General features: G+C 51.8%; 15 protein-coding genes and 2 tRNA genes. 9 read left to right on the plus strand and 8 right to left on the minus strand.

Going from position 1 to position 19167, the window contains the following annotated elements; all coding sequences use genetic code 11:
- The first annotated feature begins 1 nt into the window (after nt 1).
- The 7 genes from E1H14_RS11325 to E1H14_RS11355 all read left to right on the plus strand — a co-directional run bounded on the left by E1H14_RS11325 (nt 2) and on the right by E1H14_RS11355 (nt 9447).
- A complete protein-coding gene (locus E1H14_RS11325; protein ID WP_149391587.1) occupies nt 2-826 on the plus strand; it encodes a cell division protein FtsQ/DivIB in 825 nt (274 codons plus the stop codon).
- Nucleotides 816-2090, plus strand: coding sequence for a cell division protein FtsA (gene ftsA, locus E1H14_RS11330; RefSeq protein ID WP_149391588.1), 1275 nt, complete (start codon nt 816-818; stop codon nt 2088-2090). Before E1H14_RS11325 ends, ftsA begins: the two co-directional genes overlap by 11 nt.
- Nucleotides 2091-2155: 65 nt before the next feature.
- Nucleotides 2156-3337, plus strand: a complete 1182-nt coding sequence (gene ftsZ / locus E1H14_RS11335) for a cell division protein FtsZ (protein ID WP_149391589.1) — start codon at nt 2156-2158, stop codon at nt 3335-3337.
- A 97-nt stretch (nt 3338-3434) separates the two neighbouring features.
- Nucleotides 3435-4349, plus strand: coding sequence for a UDP-3-O-acyl-N-acetylglucosamine deacetylase (gene lpxC / locus E1H14_RS11340; RefSeq protein WP_149391590.1), 915 nt, complete (start codon nt 3435-3437; stop codon nt 4347-4349).
- 181 nt (nt 4350-4530) lie between these two features.
- On the plus strand, nt 4531-7272 hold the full coding sequence (gene secA, locus E1H14_RS11345) for a preprotein translocase subunit SecA (protein WP_149391591.1): 2742 nt from the start codon (nt 4531-4533) through the stop codon (nt 7270-7272).
- A 9-nt stretch (nt 7273-7281) separates the two neighbouring features.
- Nucleotides 7282-8502: a bifunctional glutamate N-acetyltransferase/amino-acid acetyltransferase ArgJ gene (gene argJ, locus E1H14_RS11350; protein ID WP_149391592.1), complete on the plus strand. Its 1221-nt coding sequence runs from the start codon at nt 7282-7284 to the stop codon at nt 8500-8502.
- Between the two features lie 18 nt (nt 8503-8520).
- Nucleotides 8521-9447, plus strand: a complete 927-nt coding sequence (locus E1H14_RS11355) for a Nudix family hydrolase (protein ID WP_149391593.1) — start codon at nt 8521-8523, stop codon at nt 9445-9447.
- Nucleotides 9448-9490: 43 nt separating this feature from the next.
- On the opposite strand, the gene E1H14_RS11360 is transcribed toward E1H14_RS11355, so the two are convergent.
- From E1H14_RS11360 to E1H14_RS11385, 6 genes are read right to left on the minus strand one after another with little or no spacing between them, the layout of a single operon-like run.
- Entirely contained in the window at nt 9491-9865 is a 375-nt protein-coding gene (locus tag E1H14_RS11360; RefSeq protein ID WP_149391594.1) for a Na+/H+ antiporter subunit G, read from the minus strand.
- 16 nt (nt 9866-9881) lie between these two features.
- Nucleotides 9882-10151 (minus strand): K+/H+ antiporter subunit F, encoded by a 270-nt coding sequence (locus E1H14_RS11365; protein ID WP_149391595.1) that lies wholly within the window; start codon nt 10149-10151, stop codon nt 9882-9884.
- Nucleotides 10145-10648 (minus strand): Na+/H+ antiporter subunit E, encoded by a 504-nt coding sequence (locus E1H14_RS11370; protein ID WP_149391596.1) that lies wholly within the window; start codon nt 10646-10648, stop codon nt 10145-10147. Before E1H14_RS11370 ends, E1H14_RS11365 begins: the two co-directional genes overlap by 7 nt.
- 1 nt (nt 10649) lies before the next feature.
- Nucleotides 10650-12170 (minus strand): monovalent cation/H+ antiporter subunit D, encoded by a 1521-nt coding sequence (locus E1H14_RS11375; protein WP_149391597.1) that lies wholly within the window; start codon nt 12168-12170, stop codon nt 10650-10652.
- Entirely contained in the window at nt 12170-12526 is a 357-nt protein-coding gene (locus E1H14_RS11380; protein WP_149391598.1) for a Na+/H+ antiporter subunit C, read from the minus strand. The genes E1H14_RS11375 and E1H14_RS11380 overlap by 1 nt, the downstream gene beginning before the upstream one ends.
- Nucleotides 12526-15321: a monovalent cation/H+ antiporter subunit A gene (locus E1H14_RS11385; RefSeq protein ID WP_200834096.1), complete on the minus strand. Its 2796-nt coding sequence runs from the start codon at nt 15319-15321 to the stop codon at nt 12526-12528. Before E1H14_RS11385 ends, E1H14_RS11380 begins: the two co-directional genes overlap by 1 nt.
- Before the next feature lie 264 nt (nt 15322-15585).
- Between E1H14_RS11385 and E1H14_RS11390 the strand changes: the two genes are divergently transcribed.
- Complete coding sequence (locus tag E1H14_RS11390) at nt 15586-16884, plus strand: nucleoside recognition domain-containing protein (protein WP_149391600.1); 1299 nt, start codon at nt 15586-15588, stop codon at nt 16882-16884.
- A 159-nt stretch (nt 16885-17043) separates the two neighbouring features.
- Here the strand turns inward: E1H14_RS11390 and E1H14_RS11395 are convergent.
- Both E1H14_RS11395 and E1H14_RS11400 read right to left on the minus strand, forming a co-directional pair.
- Nucleotides 17044-17120: transfer RNA gene (locus tag E1H14_RS11395), tRNA-Pro, on the minus strand.
- Between the two features lie 31 nt (nt 17121-17151).
- Nucleotides 17152-17227, minus strand: a tRNA-Asn gene (locus tag E1H14_RS11400).
- A gap of 189 nt (nt 17228-17416) precedes the next feature.
- On the opposite strand from E1H14_RS11400, the gene ycaO reads away from it, so the two are divergent.
- Nucleotides 17417-19159, plus strand: a complete 1743-nt coding sequence (gene ycaO / locus E1H14_RS11405) for a 30S ribosomal protein S12 methylthiotransferase accessory factor YcaO (protein ID WP_149391601.1) — start codon at nt 17417-17419, stop codon at nt 19157-19159.
- The last annotated feature ends 8 nt before the right edge of the window (nt 19160-19167 follow it).

Genomic DNA, 19167 nt, shown 5'->3' on the forward strand with positions numbered 1-19167 from the left:
AATGAACCTGTCGCTGCCTTGGTTAAAAGCACCTGAACCCCCTGTTGCAGCGCCTGCACGCGGGGCTTCACGTCCACAGATTGCGGCTGAACCCTTTGCGGCTGAATCTGATGCCCTGTGGCGACCGGTGATTTGGTTAACGCTTCTGGCAATTTTTGTTGGCTTGTTTAGCTCGGCAGCCAGCGCTCTGGTGGATTGGCTAGATCAGCCAGTGCATGAAGTGCGCATCCAAGGGCAAACCCGACACCTCGATAGTCAGGAGTTAGCGCAGCAGTTAGCCGGTTTAGTGGTGAGTCCTATTCTCTCGCTGAACATAGATCCACTGCATGAACAGGCACTGTCCAATCCTTGGGTGCACTCGGCCAGTGTGCAACGGCGCTGGCCGGCGGCGATTGAGGTGATGGTGACCGAAGAGGTGCCCGTTGCCCGTTGGGGAGATGTTGGACTTTTAAATCATCAGGGAGATATCTTTTGGCCCGAACTCAAGCCAGAATATAGCGATTTGCCGCGCTTGAATGGACCGGCACATGAAACGCGTGCCGTCATGCAGCAATACCATGATTTAAGTCGACTTTTATCTCCAGCAGGATTGCGTTTGCAAGGCTTATCTCTGGAGGGCCGTGGTGCCTGGACGCTGGAGTTGGAAAATGGCATTCAAGTCGTCGTCGGGCGTGAGCAGATCATGCCGCGATTGCGTCGTTTTGTGCGTTTATATCAAGCTGAGTTAAGTCAGCATGCAGACAAAATTGAACAGATAGATATTCGATATACCAACGGTGCTGCCGTGCGCTGGCGGGCCGAAGAGAGGCAGGATAATGCAGGTTAAACAAGGAACCCACGACAGCAGCATGATTGTTGCGCTGGATATTGGCACCTCAAAAGTGGTGTGTCTGGTGGGCGAGATCAACGCCGACGGCAGTATTGAAATAGTGGGCGTCGGCTCACAACCGGCAAGCGGTATGAAGCGTGGCGTGGTGGTCAACATTGAATCCACCGTCAACGCTATTCAGCGTGCGGTAGAAGAAGCCGAATTGATGGCGGGTTGTAAAATCCACTCGGTCACCGTGGGGATTGCCGGTAGTCATATCAGCAGTTTGAATTCTCACGGGATTGTCGCCGTGCGGGATCGTGAAGTGTCGGATTATGATCTTGAGCGTGTCATTGATGCAGCTCGCGCTGTCGCGATTCCTGCCGATCAGCGCATCCTGCATATCTTGCCGCAGGAGTATCTGATCGACAATCAAGAGGGAATTAAAGAGCCGCTCGGGATGTCCGGCGTGCGCCTCGAAGCCAAAGTCCATTTAGTCACGGGCGCGAGTAATGCCATCCAGAACATCGACAAATGTATTCGTCGTTGCGGTCTAGATGTGGATGCCATCGTTTTGGAACAGCTGGCCTCCAGTTATGCCGTACTGACTGAAGATGAGAAGGCATTGGGCGTATGTATCGTGGATATAGGTGGCGGCACCACGGATATTGCGGTCTTTACAGAGGGTTCCATTCGCCATACAGCGGTGATCCCAATTGCCGGTGATCAGGTGACCAATGATATTGCCATGGCCCTGCGTACGCCTTCACAGCATGCGGAAAAGATCAAAATCAAATATGCCTGTGCCTTAGCTCAGCTGGCGCGTCCAGATGAAACCATTAAGGTGCCAAGTGTAGGGGATCGTCCTGCACGCGATTTATCGCGTCAATCCCTGGCTGAAGTGGTCGAGCCACGTTATGAAGAGCTGTTTACTCTGGTTCAGGCCGAATTACGCCGCTCCGGATATGAAGATTTGGTCGCCGCGGGCATTGTCCTGACCGGGGGGACCTCAAAAATGGAAGGTGCTGTTGAACTGGCAGAGGAAATTTTTCATATGCCTGTGCGTTTGGCGGTGCCTCAAGGTGTGCGTGGTATGGAGTCGTTACTTCAGAATCCGATTTACGCCACCGGAATAGGATTGTTGCATTATGCAAAAGCGGAGCAGAAACCCACGGCGAAAGACGTAGTGCCTGAGATGCGTGAAAAAAGACTTGAACAGCAGCCGCCTAAGCTTCCCAGTCTTCTGGGGCGTGTGAAAGCCTGGCTGAAAGGTAATTTTTAATTTTAAAACAGAGTTCCATTCGTGCCGGAAGGTAAGTAGAGGCCGATGGAAAGGGGGAGAGTAGCATGTTTGAATTGATAGATAGTCTGCCACAAGAAGCCGTGATCAAAGTGATTGGTGTCGGTGGCGGCGGTGGCAACGCGGTCCAGCATATGGTGGATTATGACCTCAGCGGTGTCGAGTTCATCTGTGCCAATACCGATGCTCAGGCTCTCGATCGTATGGCCGCGCGTACGGCTTTGCATATCGGTGGTGGCATGACCAAGGGTTTAGGTGCCGGTGCGAATCCTGAAATCGGTCGTCAGGCTGCCTTAGAAGACCGTGAGCGTATCGCAGAATCTCTGCGCGGTGCGGATATGGTTTTTATTACAGCCGGTATGGGGGGTGGTACGGGTACGGGTGCGGCACCGATTGTGGCTGAGATTGCTAAAGAGATGGGGATTTTGACGGTGGCAGTGGTCACACGTCCTTTCCGTTTTGAAGGCCGTAAGCGGATGACGGTCGCGGATCAGGGAATTCGTGAACTGCGTGATTCCGTGGATTCCTTGATCATCATCCCGAACGAAAAACTGATGCAGGTTTTGGGTAAAAATTGCAGCCTGATCAATGCATTTAATGCTGCAAACGATGTTCTGAAAGGCGCTGTGCAGGGTATTGCCGATCTGATTACGCGCCCCGGCATGATCAACGTTGACTTTGCCGACGTGAAAACAGTGATGTCTGAAATGGGCATGGCCATGATGGGGACAGGTATCGCTCGCGGGGATAACCGTGCCCAGGAAGCTGCGGAAGCCGCTATTTCCAGTCCTCTGCTCGAAGATATCGATCTGAAGGGTGCACGCGGCATCCTGGTGAATATTGCTGCCGGTGAAGATCTCAGTCTGGGTGAGTTCAATGAAGTGGGCCTGATTGTTGAAGAGTGCGCGGCTGAAGATGCCACGATTGTGGTCGGCACGGTGATCGATCCACAGTTGGGAGATGAGCTGAAAGTCACTGTGGTGGCAACAGGCTTAGATCGAGTGAAAGAGCCTGAAGTCCGTGTCGTGGCCTCGAATCCGAAAGCGCGTCCTGCCGAAACAGAAGTCGCACTTGAGCAGATCGAACTACCGAATATTCTACGTCGTCAGAAACAGGAAGCCTTGGTCGATAAGCCCGAAGTGCGTGAGCGCGAGACGAGTCTGCGTAAGAGTGACCGCGACTACGGTGATTTAGATATTCCGACCTTCTTACGTCGCCAAGCCGACTAAGGTCATAGACTTGCCTGAAACAGGGTTGATTGCTTGAAAGTAGTCAACTCTGTTATCATTCTCATTTAATTTTTGCAAGCGATAGCGGCAGGACTGGATGATCAGGCAACGTACTCTCAAGAACAGTATCAAAGCAACCGGCATCGGCTTGCACTCTGGTAAAAAAGTCTTTCTAACCCTTCTGCCTGCTCCCGCCAACACAGGAATTGTCTTTCGTCGTACGGATCTAGAGCCTGCGGTGGATATTCCGGCTTGGGCGACCCATGTCACCGACACTATGCTGTCTACGAACTTAACCGTCAGTGGTGCACGTGTTGGCACCGTTGAGCATTTGATGTCCGCTTTAGCGGGTCTTGGCATCGATAATGCGATCATTGAGTTAAATGCGGAAGAAGTACCGATTATGGACGGCAGTGCCGCGCCCTTTGTCTTCTTGATTCAGTCTGCAGGCATTGAAGAGCAGGACGCAGCGAAAGAGTTTGTACGCATCAAAAAAGAAATTCGAGTTGAAGTTGGTGATAAGTTTGCCAGCTTCCGACCTTACGAAGGCTTCAAAGTGGGCTTTCGTATCGAGTTTGACCATCCGGCTTTCTCTGATCGCCATCTTGAGGCGGCCTTGGACTTCTCTTCTACTTCGTTTGTAAAAGAGGTGAGTCGAGCACGTACCTTCGGTTTTATGCGGGATATTGAGTTTCTGCGCTCACAAAATTTGGCGCTGGGCGGGAATTTTGAAAATGCGATCGTGGTGGATGACTCGAAAATTCTGAACGAAGATGGATTGCGTTATGAGAATGAGTTTGTCAAACACAAGATTCTGGATGCGGTAGGTGATCTTTACCTGATGGGTAAAGGGATTATCGGTGAGTACTATGGCTACAAATCCGGTCATCAGCTGAACAACATGTTGTTACGTCAGTTATTAAGCACTGAAGATGCTTATGAAATCGTCACGTTTGATGATGCAGCCGAAGCTGATCTGCCGGTGGCCTATCAAATGGCCTTGGCTGTTTAAGCCTAGTCTAGGCTGTAGACAGATGCTTAAGTGTTAAAAACCGGGACTGCCCGGTTTTTTTATGTCTGGGGTACAAGTTAGGCTTTAAAATTCGGCAGTCGCCCCAAACTAAGGTAGAATTCCGCTCTAAAAAGCGCGCTGCGCAGAGCGCCTCATTTATATACAGGGTTAATGTTGAACTATGCTCACATCACTGTTGAAAAAGGTTTTTGGAAGTAAAAACGAGCGTGTACTCAAACGTATGCGCCGTTTGGTTCGAGATATCAATGCACTGGAAGCGGGCTTGGAAGGCCTAAGTGATGAGGCCTTAAAAGCGCTGACTGAGCGTTATCGTGAGCGTGTCCAAGGCGGAGAGAGCCTGGATAAGTTGTTGCCCGAAGCCTTTGCGACGGTGCGTGAAGCATCACGCCGCGTGATGGGTATGCGTCATTTTGATGTGCAGATGATCGGTGGTATGACCCTGCATGAAGGCAAGGTCGCTGAGATGAAAACCGGGGAAGGTAAAACCCTGGTGGCAACCCTACCCGCCTACCTGAATGCTTTAACCGGAAAAGGGGTGCATGTTGTCACCGTCAACGATTATCTTGCCAGTCGTGATGCTGAGTGGATGCGTCCCTTGTATGAGGCGCTTGGCTTGAGTGTGGGCGTCATTTTGTCCGGCCAAGATCCATTCACTAAGCGTGATGCTTATGCCTGTGATATCACCTACGGTACCAATAACGAATTTGGTTTTGATTACCTGCGCGACAATATGGCCTTCAGCTTAGATGAAAAGGTGCAGCGCGGTTTTAACTACGCAATCGTGGATGAGGTGGACTCTATTCTCATCGATGAGGCGCGGACACCTTTGATCATCTCTGGGCCAGCGGAAGACAGCTCGCAGATGTATGCCAGAATCAACACCCTGATCCCGGCGCTGAAACAGTTCTTTGGTGAGATCGATGTGAAAGACGATACTCAAATCATCGAAGAACATTTTGTGGTGGATGAAAAGAACCGCACCGTTGAGCTGACCGAAGCCGGACATCAGCTGATTGAAGAAAAGCTGATGGAAGAGGGGTTGCTTGGAGAAGGTGAGAGCCTCTATGCGCCGAATAATCTCACACTCCTGCACCATGTCCTGGCGGCATTGCGTGCCCATTATCTATTCCAGCGTGATAAGGACTATATCGTTCAGAACGGTCAGGTGGTGATTGTAGATGAACATACCGGACGTATTATGCCAGGCCGCCGTTGGTCTGAAGGTCTGCATCAAGCGGTAGAAGCGAAAGAAGGGGTGAAAATTCAGCTAGAGAGCCAGACTTTGGCCTCAACCACCTTCCAGAATTACTTCCGTTTGTATAACAAACTCTCCGGTATGACCGGAACCGCCGATACAGAAGCCTTTGAGTTACGTCAGATCTATGGCCTGGATGTGGTGGTGATTCCGACTAACCGTCCGGTTCAGCGTATCGATTATAACGATCTGGTGTACCTGACCATTCCAGAAAAATATCAAGCGATCGTCAAAGAGATTCGCCATTGTCAGGAGCAGAAGCGCCCCGTGTTGGTGGGAACCGCTTCTGTTGAGTCTTCAGAGCTGCTGTCGAAAATGTTGATGAAGGAAAAAATTCCTCACAATGTACTCAACGCAAAAAATCATGGACGTGAAGCGGCGATCATTGCCGATGCAGGGCGTCCTGGTGCCATTACCATTGCGACGAATATGGCCGGTCGTGGGACCGATATTATGCTTGGCGGCAAGCTAGAAGCAGAGTTGGCGGCACTGGAGAATCCTACACCTGAACAGATCGAAGCCGTGAAAGCGGATTGGCAAGCGCGTCATGATGCCGTGCTGGCAGCCGGTGGTTTGCATATTATTGGCACTGAACGTCATGAGTCGCGTCGTATCGACAATCAGCTGCGTGGTCGTGCGGGTCGTCAAGGCGATGCCGGTTCTTCGCGCTTCTTCCTGTCGATGGAAGATGATTTAATGCGCATCTTTGCGTCCGACCGCGTGCGTCAATTTATGCAAGCACTGGGTATGGAGCAGGGTGAGGCGATTGAGCATAAGATGGTGAGTAACGCCATTGAAAAAGCTCAGCGTAAGGTGGAAGGCCGCAACTTTGATATCCGTAAAAACCTTTTGGAGTACGATGATGTTGCGAACGATCAGCGTAGTGTGATCTATGATCAACGCAATGAGCTGATGGCGACTGAGGATATCTCGGAAACCATCAATGCCGTGCGTGATGAAGTGATTGAAGATACGCTCAACGACTTTATTCCACCTCAATCCTTATCTGAAACTTGGGATATTCCGGGTTTGGAGCAAGCGTTGCAGGCCGAATTCGCGATCGAGCTGCCGATCCAGCAATGGTTAGATGAAGATAAACATCTACACGAAGAGCCGCTGCGTCAGCGTATTCGTGATGCCATCGTGGAACAATATGCGGAAAAAGAACGCCTAGTTGGCGCTCCGACCATCCGCATCTTTGAAAAGCAGGTGATGTTGCAGGTGCTCGACAACCTTTGGAAAGAACATTTGCAAACGATGGATCTGCTGCGACAGGGCATTCATCTACGCGGTTATGCCCAGAAAAACCCGAAACAAGAATACAAGCGTGAAGCCTTTGCACTCTTCCAGAATCTACTGGCAAACATCAAAAAAGATGTGGTGAAAATTCTTTGCCACGTCAAGGTGCGTCAGCCTGAAGAAGTGGAAGCGATGGAGCAGCAACGTCGTGAAGCCGCGGAACGTCAGCAGATGAATTTTGAGCACTCACAGAGCAGTGCGCTGCAGGATGAAATCGCTGAGCAAGGTGAAATGACTGAAGAGAACAAGAGCGAGCCTTTTGTTCGAGATCTGCCTAAAGTGGGTCGCAATGAGCCCTGCCCCTGTGGTTCGGGTAAAAAATACAAACAATGTCACGGTAAAATCTGAGGACTCATCATGGCGGTTGGCGCAAATACTCCGTTGAACTTGCATCCAGTTCGTGGTTTTCGTTTAGGGATTGGCAGTGCCGGCATCAAAAAGCCAGGTCGCAAAGATTTGGTGATTATGGAAGTGCCGGTGGGAGCAACCCTAGCGGGTGTGTTTACTCGCAATCAGTTTTGCGCCGCACCAGTTGTTCTGGCGCGCCGCCATCTGGAAACCGGTGCCTTGCCGCGTTATCTGCTGGTGAATACGGGGAATGCCAATGCTGGAACTGGCGAGCAGGGTTTGGCGGATGCCTTGCGCTGCTGCCAGGGCTTGGCAGAAAAGATGCGTGTGGATGCGGAGTCCATTATTCCTTTTTCGACCGGTGTGATCGGTGAGCCTCTGCCTGTGGATAAAATTCTGGCGGGTTTAGATTCGGCCATCGCGGATCTGGATGAGAACCACTGGGCGCAAGCGGCTGAAGGGATTATGACCACCGATACCCGCCCCAAGGGTTGCAGTGTTCAGTTTGAGTATCAAGGCCAGACCCTGACTTTGACGGGCATCTCCAAAGGGGCCGGTATGATCATGCCGAACATGGCAACCATGTTGGGTTATGTCGCGACCGATGCTCAGGTGGACGCACTGTTATTGCAGCGTTTGCTCAGTGAAGCGACGGAGCGTTCTTTTAATCGTATTACGGTCGATGGTGATACCTCAACCAATGATGCCTGTGTCCTGGTTGCAACCGGTGCCAGTGGCGTTGAAGTGTCAGATCTGGATCCGATTCTCATGGAACGCTTTGTTGCGGCTCTGGATGAGGTGATGTTGGGTTTGGCGCATGCAATCGTTAAGGATGGTGAAGGCGCGACCAAGTTTGTTGAAGTGCGTGTCGAGGCCGCTGCCAATGTTGAAGAAGCATTGAAGGTGGCCTATACCATCGCACACTCTCCTTTGGTGAAGACCGCGCTCTTTGCTTGTGATCCCAATTGGGGCCGAATTCTCGCCTGTGTCGGCCGTGCCGGCGTTGAAAATTTAGATGTGAGTGACGTGCAGATCTGGTTGGATGATGTGCGTATCGTGACCGATGGCGCACGCTCAGCAGATTATCGTGAAGAGCTGGGTCAGGCCGTCATGGATCGTGAATCTCTGATGATTCGTGTGCATCTGAATCGTGGCCAAGTGGTCGAGCGTGTTTGGACCACGGATCTTTCTCACGACTATGTCACCATAAATGCGGAATACCGCTCCTAAGCGCCTGAGCACTTTGGCATGAAACTTCTGCATGTCGCCGTTGCGGTGATCCGTGATGCGCAAGGACGTATCCTGATCGCCCAGCGCGCTCAACATCAACACCAGGGCGGTCTTTGGGAGTTCCCCGGCGGCAAGGTGGAAGCGGGTGAAACGCTGGAGCAGGCGCTGGGGCGTGAGCTGGAAGAGGAACTTGGGATTCAGGTCAAAGCGGCGCAGCCACTGATACAAGTTCCCTTTCACTATCCTGATCGTCATGTCTTGCTGGATGTTTGGCAGGTGCTTAGCTTTAGCGGCTCGGCTCAAGGGCGAGAAGGGCAGCCGATTCGTTGGGTCAGTCCAGACCAGCTCAATACCTATGCTTTTCCCGCAGCTAACCGTCCCATCGTGACGGCCGTTCAGCTGCCACAACGTCTACTGATTACGCCTTCCAATGTAGAGACAGTGCCTGAACAGGTGCAGAAAGCCTTGCAACAGGGTGTACGTTGGGTGATTTTGCGGGGTCATCAGCTTAGTGATGCTGAATATCGAGACTTGTATCAGGTTTTATTGCCGAGTTGTCAGGCGGCGGGGGCCTGTTTAGCGGTGAATCACTCTTTGCAAATGGCAGAGTCTTTGTGTGCTGAAGCCTGGCATCTAACGTCTTGGCGTTTAGCCGAGCTCACCCAATCCGCCCAGTTTAGTGGGCGTTGGATCAGCGCGTCTTGCCATTCCCCTGAGGAGTTGCAGTTAGCTCAAGCGCGTGGGTGTCATTTTGCCCTACTATCCCCTGTGGCAGCGACAGCCAGCCATCCTGATACCTCTCCACTGGGCTGGCCAACTTTTCAACGTTGGGTGGCTGAAGCTCAGTTACCTGTGTATGCCTTAGGCGGGATGCGCTTGCAGGATTGCGAGCAAGCACAGCTTGCCGGTGCGCAGGGCATAGCGGCGATTTCTGCCTGGCGTTAAACGCATCTCTTCAGGCATCCGTAGATGCCATTGCGTGCAGAGCTTATTTATCCGCTTCGAGATGAGCTGCTTGCTGTTTGCGTGCGCGCGCAGCTAGTGCTTGGCCTTCCGTACGTTCAATCATCTTCATTTTCTGATGCAAGGCGGTTTTGGCCATCATGTGAGCACTGACCGGTGCTGTAATGAACAGGAAAAGCGTGATGAGCAACTCATGGACGCTGATACCAGGCTCGCGAACGCTGAACAGCAGCATGGAAGCAATCAACAGCCCTCCCATACCTAGAGTGGTGGCTTTAGTCGGAGCATGTAAGCGCATAAAAAAATCGGGTAGGCGCATCAAACCGATCGAGCCGACCAGAATAAAAACACCGCCGATCAATAGAAAGATGGAAACAATCAGTTCCAGTAAAAAAGACATACTTGATCCTTATGGCTTATTCAATAATGTCGCCGCGCAACAGGTACTTACACAGTGCAGCGGTACTGACAAATCCGAGCATGGCAATTAGCAAAGCAGCTTCAAAATAGAGCGTTGAGCTGAGCCAGAGTCCGAGCAGGATGATCAGAGCAATACTGTTGATATACATGGTATCCAGCGCCAGGATGCGATCCGGTAGATCCGGCCCTGCAAATAAACGCCAGAGATTCAGAATTAGCGCGATGGTTACCATGATGCTGACTAAAATAACGGTCCAGGCTAGCATGAAAAAATCTCCATCAGGGGGGCTTCGTAGCGCTCTTTGATTTTGCGGATGATCTCATCTTCTGAGGTATGGGTCAGGGCATGAACATACAGCACCTTATGACAAGCTGAGACCTCAGCGGAAACCGTGCCGGGTGTTAAAGATACGGTGCTGGCCAGAAGTGTAATCGGCAGTTCCCCCTCAATATCCAAGGGCACCGCGACAAATGCGGGGTTAAGATTTTTTAACGGTCCTACAACCTGAATCGCCACTTCAATATTAGCCGTGACAATATCCCCTAACACCATCATCGCATAACGCATGGTCTTAAAGGGCTTGTGTAAGGCCGGTTGTGGTTTGCTGAGTCCTGAGGTGAGCAGTGGAATACCCAACGCCAGAAAAGCCCCCAGCACTAAGTGTCCAGGAGCTAGCGTGTTGTTTAACAGTAGCCAAGTCACAAACAGCAGAATGCTGTGATAAGGCATCGGCAAGAAACGAAAGCGCGGTTTCGCCAGCATCTTATTCAGCTCCTAAAGACAAAGAAGGTAAAAGGGCATCAACAGACAAGGCCGGATCGTGTAGGACATCGGCTGCTTGGCGGGCATAGTCCGTGATGGGACCGGCAAATAGCGTCAGCAGAGGGGAGCAGGCCAGCAGCAGCACGATTGCCAAAATCTGAATGGAAGCGGCTTTATCCCCTTCACCGTTACACTGGCCGCTGACGCGCCAAAACAGTGTTGTACCGGCACGTGAGAGGGCAATAATTCCAAACAAGCTGGCGATCAGTAGCACCGGCCAGATCCACACCATCTCTGCGAAAGTCTGCGCCGCTTGCAGCAATAGCGCTTTGCCAATAAATCCTGAGAGTGGCGGCATGCCGACCATAGCAATAGCGGCGATAAAGTAAAGACCGCCCAATAGATCGCGCTGGCGCATACAGCGTGCCGCGACAAATCGATCGCCGGCTTTACCGCGTTGGCGTGCGACCAGGTCAGCAATCAGGAACATGGCTGCGGACACCAGGGTGGTATGCAGGAGATAATAAAAAGCCGCAGCACTGGCATCGGCACGGCCTAAGGCTGCTCCGATCAAAAGGGTGCCGACGGAAACGATCACCATATTAGCGGTGAGTAATCTCAAGTTCGCACTGGCGAGCGCGCCGATAGAGCCGAGCGCAAGTGTTAACAAGGCAATCGGCCAGAGCCAACTCTGTGCCATGTTGGCTAGCTCGCCGGCATGTTCTCCAAAAATCACCGTGTGCACACGGAAAATACTGTAGATCCCGACCTTGGTCATGATGGCGAACATGGCCGCCACTGGAGCGCTTGCAGAAGAGTAGGTGCGTGCTAACCAGAAGTGGAGGGGCAGCATCGCGGATTTCAGACCAAAAACGATCAACAGCATCATGCCGGCAGCCTGCACCAGGATAAGATCATCACTTGGCAACTGATGTAGGCGTCGCGCCATATCGGCAATGTTGAGGGTGCCGAGCGTAGCGTAGAGCATACCCAAAGCAAACAGGAAGATGCTGGAGCCGACCAGGTTTAAAATCACATAATGCAAACTCGCCTGGGTTTTCTGTTTGCCACCGCCATGAATCAGCAGCGCATAAGAGGCGATGAGCAAGATCTCAAAGCAGACAAAGAGGTTAAACAGATCTCCAGTCATAAAGGCGCCGTTCACACCCGCCACCAGTAGCAGAATCAGGGTGTGATAATACATGCCGGTTTGGTCTTCCCCAGCGCAGGCATACATCAGAACCGCCAAGCACAGAATCGAGGTCAGCAGTAAGAGTAAACTGGCCAGAGGATCTACGACTAAGACGATGCCATAAGGTGCCTGCCAGTTCCCCAGCGCGTAGAGTTGTGTGCCCTGTTCGGCGGTGACGGCCAGTAGCCAAGCACTGGCGATCACCAGGACGACGCCTGAAGCAACAGAGAAAATACGTTGCCGCTGAATGCTGTTCTGTAAAGGAGGCAGCATTAATAGCAAACCGGAAATAATCGGTAGCAGAAAAGGCAGTATTGCCAGATGTGACATTACGGCTTCTCCTTGTCACTGAGAGAGGAGTATTCAGGAATACGGCCATCCACATGATCGTTACCCAGGTCGCCACGGCCACGCATGGCCAGAATGACAACAAACGCGGTCATGGCAAAACCGATCACGATGGCGGTGAGTACCAGTGCTTGTGGCAGCGGATCACTGTAAGTCGGATTGGCGCCGATCACGGCAGCAGAGTTGATCGCCAAACGTCCTGAGGAAAAGAGGAAAAGGTTGACCGCATAGCTGAGGAGCGTGAGTCCAACCACCACAGGAAAGGTACGGCTGCGCAGTACTAAAAACACCCCGCAGGTGGTCAAGATGCCGACACAAAAAGCATAGAGCGCTTCCATCAGTCATTCTCCTTCATGGTAGGTCTGTGAGTGGTCGTGAGTTTGCCCAGGTTCGCTAAGATCAAGAGTGTTGCGGCCACCACGGTGATATACACACCCAGATCAAAGGCCAGGGCGCTTGCCAGTTCAAACTCACCGACGAGAGGCAGAGTGAAATAATCAAACCAACTGGTTAAGAAAGGACGGTTAAACAGCCAGCTGCCCATACCTGTGAGCGCCGCAATCAACACCCCGGTGGCGATAGCCCACTGATAATGGATGCGCAAACGCGGTTTAATCCAATCCACCCCATGCGCAATGTACTGCAGGATAATCGCCACGGCCGTAATCAAACCGGCAATAAAACCACCGCCGGGCATATTGTGGCCACGCAGGAAGATATAAGCCGATACCAGAAGTGCCAGAGGCAGCAAACTTTGCGAGACAGTTCGCAAAATCATCGGGTGGCTGTCTTGTGTCCAGTTAATTCCATTACTGTCGCCAGAAGGCATAAACACCTTCATGCGGTTGATCAGTTTAAAGATCCCCAGTGCCGCAATCCCCAGAACTAGAATCTCTCCAAAGGTATCAAAACCACGGAAGTCGACGAGGATAACGTTGACCACGTTTGTGCCGCCACCGCCGGGCTTACTGTTTTCCAAGAAAAACTCAGCAATGCTGCTGTGCGGACGCGTGATCATGGCGTAGTTAATCGTGCCAATGATGCCGCCGATAATCGCCGCCACGCCTAAATCACGTGCTACACGGGTAGGGCTGGATTCTTTTGGCGTGGATTGTGGCAAAAAGAAGAGTGCTAGCATCAACAGGATGACAGTGACCACCTCAACGGAGAGCTGAGTCAGTGCTAAGTCCGGTGCCGAGAAGTAAGCAAACGCCACTGAGACGATCAAGCCAACAACCGAGAGTGTCAGCAATGAAATAAAGCGTTTACGATGCCAGATCACCGTGGCGATGGCGGACAGCACCAACAGGGCTGCCATAATGAGCGTCAAACTATCGATCGGCAGTTGTGGGCGTTGACCGGCAGTATTCAACAGATCCAGCAGAGGCACACCGGCAAAGATCAACAACAGCATCAAGAGCGAGAACATATAACGCTGTAAAGAGTGGTTTTCAAAGAAACCATGCACCCGCTGACTGATTTTGACCAGTGCTTGCATCAAGCCTTCAAAGACCAGTTTGGCATCGGTTTCTGGGAATTGGCTCTGAAATTTAAATAGTTTGCGACGGTTGTGATAAATCACCACACCAAACACTATCGCCACAACACTCATGATCAGTGGCAGATTAATTCCATGCCAAATCGACAGGGAATACTCCGGCACTTGTCCGGGAAGGACGGCCATCACCGCCGCATTCAAAAGTCCGCCGACAATAAAGCCCGGGAAAATACCGACCAGGAGGCAAAGTCCGACCAGAATTTCGATCGGTACTTTCATGTAACGTGGTGGCTCATGCGGGGTTTTCGGCAGATCGATCGGTTGTCCATTAAAGAACACATCGTGGATAAAACGCAGAGAATAGGCCACTGAGAAAATCGCGGCGAGGGTCGCCAGAACCGGAATCATCCAAGAAAGAGAGCCGAGTGTGTGCTGATGCAGGGTTTCAGCGAAGAACATCTCTTTCGACAGAAAACCATTGAGCAAAGGGACACCGGCCATAGACGCAGCGGCGACCATCGCCAGAGTCGCGGTATGTGGCATAAAGTGCCAGAGACCGTTGAGTCGGCGCATATCACGGGTGCCGGATTCATGATCAATAATCCCGGCAGCCATGAATAAAGAGGCTTTAAAGGTTGCATGGTTGATGATGTGGAAAATAGCCGCCACGGCCGCCAGCTGCGTATCCATACCCAGCAACAGAGTGATTAAGCCCAGATGGCTGACGGTTGAGTAGGCCAGCAAACCTTTTAAGTCATGTTTAAACAGCGCGGTATAAGCGCCGATCAAGAGTGTGGCAAGCCCCGCCATACTGACAATGATAAACCACAGCTCGGTGCCGGAAAGGGCCGGATAAAAACGCGCGAGCAGAAAGATCCCCGCTTTGACCATGGTGGCAGAGTGCAGATAAGCCGAAACGGGAGTGGGCGCCGCCATGGCGTGCGGCAGCCAGAAGTGGAAAGGGAACTGTGCCGATTTGGTAAAAGCACCCAGCAGTACAAGCGTTAAGGCAATAGGATAAGCCGCATGCTCACGGATCAGATCACCGTTTTGCAGCACCACCTCCAGATCATAACTGCCGACCATCTTGCCGATCAGAATCAGGCCTGCAAGTAGGGCGAGACCGCCCGCGCCGGTGACGGTAAGTGCCATACGTGCACCCTTGCGACCTTCGGTTTTACCGTGCCAGAAACTGATCAAGAGGAAAGAGCTGATGCTGGTGAGTTCCCAGAACATCCACAACTGAATCAAATTGTTGGATAAGACGATCCCCAGCATCGCCGTCATAAATAGAATCAAGTAAGCATAAAAAGTGCTCATTGAATCCTTAGACGAGAGGTAATAGCGGGCATAGAGGATAATCAGCAGGCCAATGCCCAGAATCAGCAAGGCGAAGAGAAATGCCAAGCCGTCTAGGCGGAAAGAGAGATCCAGCCCGAGTTGTGGAATCCAACTGAGTGAGCTGAACAGGGTTTCTCCCCGAAACACAGCGGGCGCATTCAGAAGTAAGAGTAAAAGCGCGAGGGCAGGTGCTGCGGCCGTTGCCCAAGCACAGGCTGTGCGTCCAAAACGCTCAGCAATCAAGGGTGCGAATACGCCAAGCGCAGGCAAGAGAGGAATCCACAAAAGACTCATGATGACGGCTTGCTCCAGAAGGGTAAACGTGTGAATAATGCAGCGGCATTCAGGGTAAACCTCGTTTAAGCGCGTTGCTTAAGGCGGGGATTTACATGAAGCCTAAACCTAAAGTCGTTCGACAAAAGTTGATCTTTAGCCGGAACTTTATACACGTTCAGTTCAGCCTCGTCCAGAATTATAGGTTTTGTTATATCTATAGTTAATTTTAATCTATTGGTGTCAGGCCAGGCTTGGCATGGGTTTGGCTAGTGTCTTAATCAGATGAATGGAATTTTCTTTGCAATCGTACTGATCGCCTTTTTGGTCGCGGCTTGGCGTGAGTTGAACTATGAGGCGGGTTCGGATCTCCCCAGTCCGATGGAGGCGCTGTCTTCCGGCATGATCTCTTCGGCATCCGGTGCGGTCGAGTTGGCTCTGGGGTTGGTCGGCGTGATGACGCTCTTTCTGGGTCTGATGAAAGTGGCGGAAGCCGGAGGTTTGCTGAATATTATCGCGCGTTTGATTCGCCCGCTGATGGTGCGCCTTTTCCCAGAAGTCCCCCCTAATCATCCGGCGATGGGGGCCATGATTCTAAATATGTCGGCTAACGCTCTGGGTTTGGGGAATGCGGCAACCCCTTTTGGTATCCGTGCTATGCAGGAGCTGGATAAGCTCAATCCGCAACCGGGGACAGCCACCAACTCGATGGCTCTTTTTCTGGCGATTAACACCTCCGGTATTACTTTGCTGCCTACAGGGGTCATCGCTTTGCGTGCTGCCGCAGGTTCGGGTGATCCAGCAGCGATTTTGCCGACTACGCTCTTTGCCACCGCCTGTGCCACTGCGGCGGCCATCTCCGCGGCTTTATTGCTGCGCCGTTTTTTTCCGGTCCACCCAGATCCCCAAGCGCTCACCCTACAACGGCCTTGGGTGGAAGTGTCTACTGAAGACAAAACAGTACAGGCGATGGCGGATTTACCCCCTTATCCGGCTTGGGTAGGCATTTTGGTGCTGCTGGCTTTTATGTCGATTATTCCCTTGATGATTCTTTATGGGCAGTCGATTTCACCCTGGATTATGCCGGGTTTGATGTTGGGATTTTTGCTGTTTGGTTGGTTGCGCGGTGTCGCGATCTACGAGGTGTTTGTGGAGGGGGCTAAGGATGGTTTCCAGGTTGCCTTAAGGATCATTCCTTATCTGGTGGCGATTTTGGTGGCCGTGGGGATGTTCCGAGCCAGTGGGGCGTTGGACATTATGGTGGCGTTACTTGGGCGCTGGACTGAACCTCTAGGTTTGCCTGCGGAAGCTTTGCCCATGGCGCTGTTAAGGCCTTTGTCGGGCTCGGGCGCGTACGGTGTGATGGCCTCCATTATCCAAGATCCCGCCAGTGGGCCGGATACCTATATAGGTTATCTGGTCACGACCTTGCAGGGTTCAACGGAAACCACTTTTTATGTGTTGGCGGTCTATTTCGGTGCCGTACAGATTAAACGTCTGCGCCATACCCTAGCGGCGGCACTAACGGCTGACGTGGTAGCGGTGATCGCCGCAGTAGCCATCTGTTCCTATTTATTTTTGTGATGAGCGCGCTCTTCTAACTCGGGCATGAATTCTGCAGGGCAGAAGGCGGTGAAACGAAATGAATAGAGTAAAGAATGAGGATTTCAGTAAGGGAAATAAAAATTGGAAATTTAACTAGCAGGTATGCTGGATAAAGTTTAAAGCGGAATTTTTTAGAAGTGGTCGGAGTGGAGGGATTCGAACCCCCGACCCTCTGGTCCCAAACCAGATGCGCTACCAAACTGCGCTACACTCCGAACATATTGTATGACTTTCGTCACTTTGAGTTGGCTCCCCGAGCAGGACTCGAACCTGCGACCAATAGATTAACAGTCTACTGCTCTACCGACTGAGCTATCAGGGAACTGCTCAACTCAGGCCGCGTATATTAATGAGCCGCTGGAAGCTCGTCAACACTCTTGCAGAAATAAATTTAAATTTTCCTGTCTTTTGCGACTAGAGTATAATCTTTGACCAATCAATAAGATGCAGCGGCTCCGAGAGTAGAAAAAACGCTTTCAGAGGGCGGCGAGAGTGGGCGAGGTGAAAAGAGATGACACAGTTGCTAGGTAAGGATGCACCCCTCGAAGAGTCTCTGGTGCGGATGAATCAAAGCTTAAAAGCCTTGGGGTTTGATCTGGAAGAGGTGAGTTGCCTAAACCCCGTGCCGCATGTCTGGTCTGTGCATCTCCAGGATCGAAATTGTTCGCTGCTTTTTTCTCATGGCAAGGGAAGCAGTCGTGATGCGGCGCTTGCCAGTGCGCTGGGTGAGTTTATTGAACGTCTGGCAACAAACTACTTCTTCTCTGATTATTTTCTCGGCACTAAGATCGCGCAAAGTGAGTTTGTGCACTATCCGCAAGAGCGCTGGTTTCCTCTGACCGCCAATCATTGGCCGGAAGGCTTGCTCGATGAAGCAACGCGTAATCATTATGACCTGCACAATGAGATGACACTGGATCAACTGGTGGATCTGAACTCAGGTTATGCCGAGCGCGGTATCTGTGCCCTACCTTTTGTGCAGCAACGCAGCGGTGCAACGGTTTGGTTTCCCGTAAATATCCTCGGTAACCTCTATGTCAGTAATGGCATGGCCTCGGGCAATAGTCTTTGGGAAGCGCGGGTTCAGGCGCTGTCGGAAATCTTTGAACGCCACATCAAGAATACGATTCTTTCATCGGGCATTAGTCTGCCACTGATTCCAGAATCGGAAATTGCCAAGCATCCGCGTGTCAAAGCCGCTTTGCGAGCACTGCGTGCCAAGGGGTTTGTCCTAGAGGTGCGGGATGCTTCCCTAGGCGGGAAGTTTCCACTGGTGAATGTGATCTTGTTTAACCCTGAAGACGGGGGGTGTTATGCGGCTTTTGGTGCACACCCCAAGTTTGCCGTAGCCTTGGAGCGTGCTTTAACGGAACTGCTGCAGGGGCGCGAGCTGGATCAGTTGCATCATTTTCCTATGCCGACCTTGGATATTGAAGAGGTGGCCGATCCGCACAATCTGGAAACCCATTTTATCGACTCCAGCGGCCTCGTGGCCTGGGATCTGATGTCCTCAAAAACCGACTATCCCTTCACGCGCTGGAATATCGAGGGCGACACCCAGGCTGAGTTTTCTGAGCTTTGTCACCGTATTCATCGTGTGGATATGGATATCTACATTGCCGATTACGAGCATCTGGGGATCTACACCTGTCGGATTGTGGTGCCTGGGATGTCTGAGATCTATCCAGTCGATGAGTTGATCTGGCGTAACAATAATGCTGCAGCCACCTTGCGCCCCGCAATTCTGGCGCTGCCGGATCTGGAAACGGATGCACTGGCCGATCTTCTTGAAGCCCTGGATGAAGGCAGTTTTGATGAGCAGCAGCGAGTGGTTGAATTGTTGGGCTTGGTGCCCAACCCTGAATCGGTTTGGGCCAGTTTGCGGGTGGGGGAGTTAAAGCTACGTTTGGCCCTGGCCTTAAATGATCTGGAGCTGGCGTTGGAGCTCAGTGATTGGGTCTTGGGTTTTGCCCAACTTCCGCAGGATTTGGCGGCCCAATACCGTTGTTTGCATCAGCTCTTGTCTATCCAGCTGGATGGCAGCCGTGATCTCGAAGATTTTCTGCCGGTTTTTACACGCATTTATGGCGAGGCGCGTATTCAGCGGGTGCGGGGCTGGATTGCCGGTGTCGCGTTGTTTGATGATTTAGGCAGTCACGATGAATCTCTAGCGACCTTTAACCGTCATCAACAATTGCTGAAAGTCTATGAGCGACTGCAGCAGGTGAAGTCGAGTCATTTTCAACGCCCATAGCCGCTGGG

The sequence above is a fragment of the Nitrincola tapanii genome (genome assembly GCF_008368715.1).
GTDB classification, from domain to species: Bacteria; Pseudomonadota; Gammaproteobacteria; order Pseudomonadales; family Balneatricaceae; genus Nitrincola; species Nitrincola tapanii.

Coding starts and splice junctions, on each gene's coding strand:
- lpxC (WP_149391590.1), top strand. CDS start 3,435: ATGATCAGGCAACGTACTCTCAAGAACAGTATCAAAGCAACCGGCATC.
- E1H14_RS11360 (WP_149391594.1), bottom strand. CDS start 9,865: ATGTCTTTTTTACTGGAACTGATTGTTTCCATCTTTCTATTGATCGGC.
- ycaO (WP_149391601.1), top strand. CDS start 17,417: ATGACACAGTTGCTAGGTAAGGATGCACCCCTCGAAGAGTCTCTGGTG.
- E1H14_RS11365 (WP_149391595.1), bottom strand. CDS start 10,151: ATGCTAGCCTGGACCGTTATTTTAGTCAGCATCATGGTAACCATCGCG.
- secA (WP_149391591.1), top strand. CDS start 4,531: ATGCTCACATCACTGTTGAAAAAGGTTTTTGGAAGTAAAAACGAGCGT.
- E1H14_RS11370 (WP_149391596.1), bottom strand. CDS start 10,648: ATGCTGGCGAAACCGCGCTTTCGTTTCTTGCCGATGCCTTATCACAGC.
- E1H14_RS11385 (WP_200834096.1), bottom strand. CDS start 15,321: ATGAGTCTTTTGTGGATTCCTCTCTTGCCTGCGCTTGGCGTATTCGCA.
- E1H14_RS11375 (WP_149391597.1), bottom strand. CDS start 12,170: ATGTCACATCTGGCAATACTGCCTTTTCTGCTACCGATTATTTCCGGT.
- E1H14_RS11390 (WP_149391600.1), top strand. CDS start 15,586: ATGAATGGAATTTTCTTTGCAATCGTACTGATCGCCTTTTTGGTCGCG.
- E1H14_RS11325 (WP_149391587.1), top strand. CDS start 2: ATGAACCTGTCGCTGCCTTGGTTAAAAGCACCTGAACCCCCTGTTGCA.
- E1H14_RS11380 (WP_149391598.1), bottom strand. CDS start 12,526: ATGGAAGCGCTCTATGCTTTTTGTGTCGGCATCTTGACCACCTGCGGG.
- ftsA (WP_149391588.1), top strand. CDS start 816: ATGCAGGTTAAACAAGGAACCCACGACAGCAGCATGATTGTTGCGCTG.
- argJ (WP_149391592.1), top strand. CDS start 7,282: ATGGCGGTTGGCGCAAATACTCCGTTGAACTTGCATCCAGTTCGTGGT.
- ftsZ (WP_149391589.1), top strand. CDS start 2,156: ATGTTTGAATTGATAGATAGTCTGCCACAAGAAGCCGTGATCAAAGTG.
- E1H14_RS11355 (WP_149391593.1), top strand. CDS start 8,521: ATGAAACTTCTGCATGTCGCCGTTGCGGTGATCCGTGATGCGCAAGGA.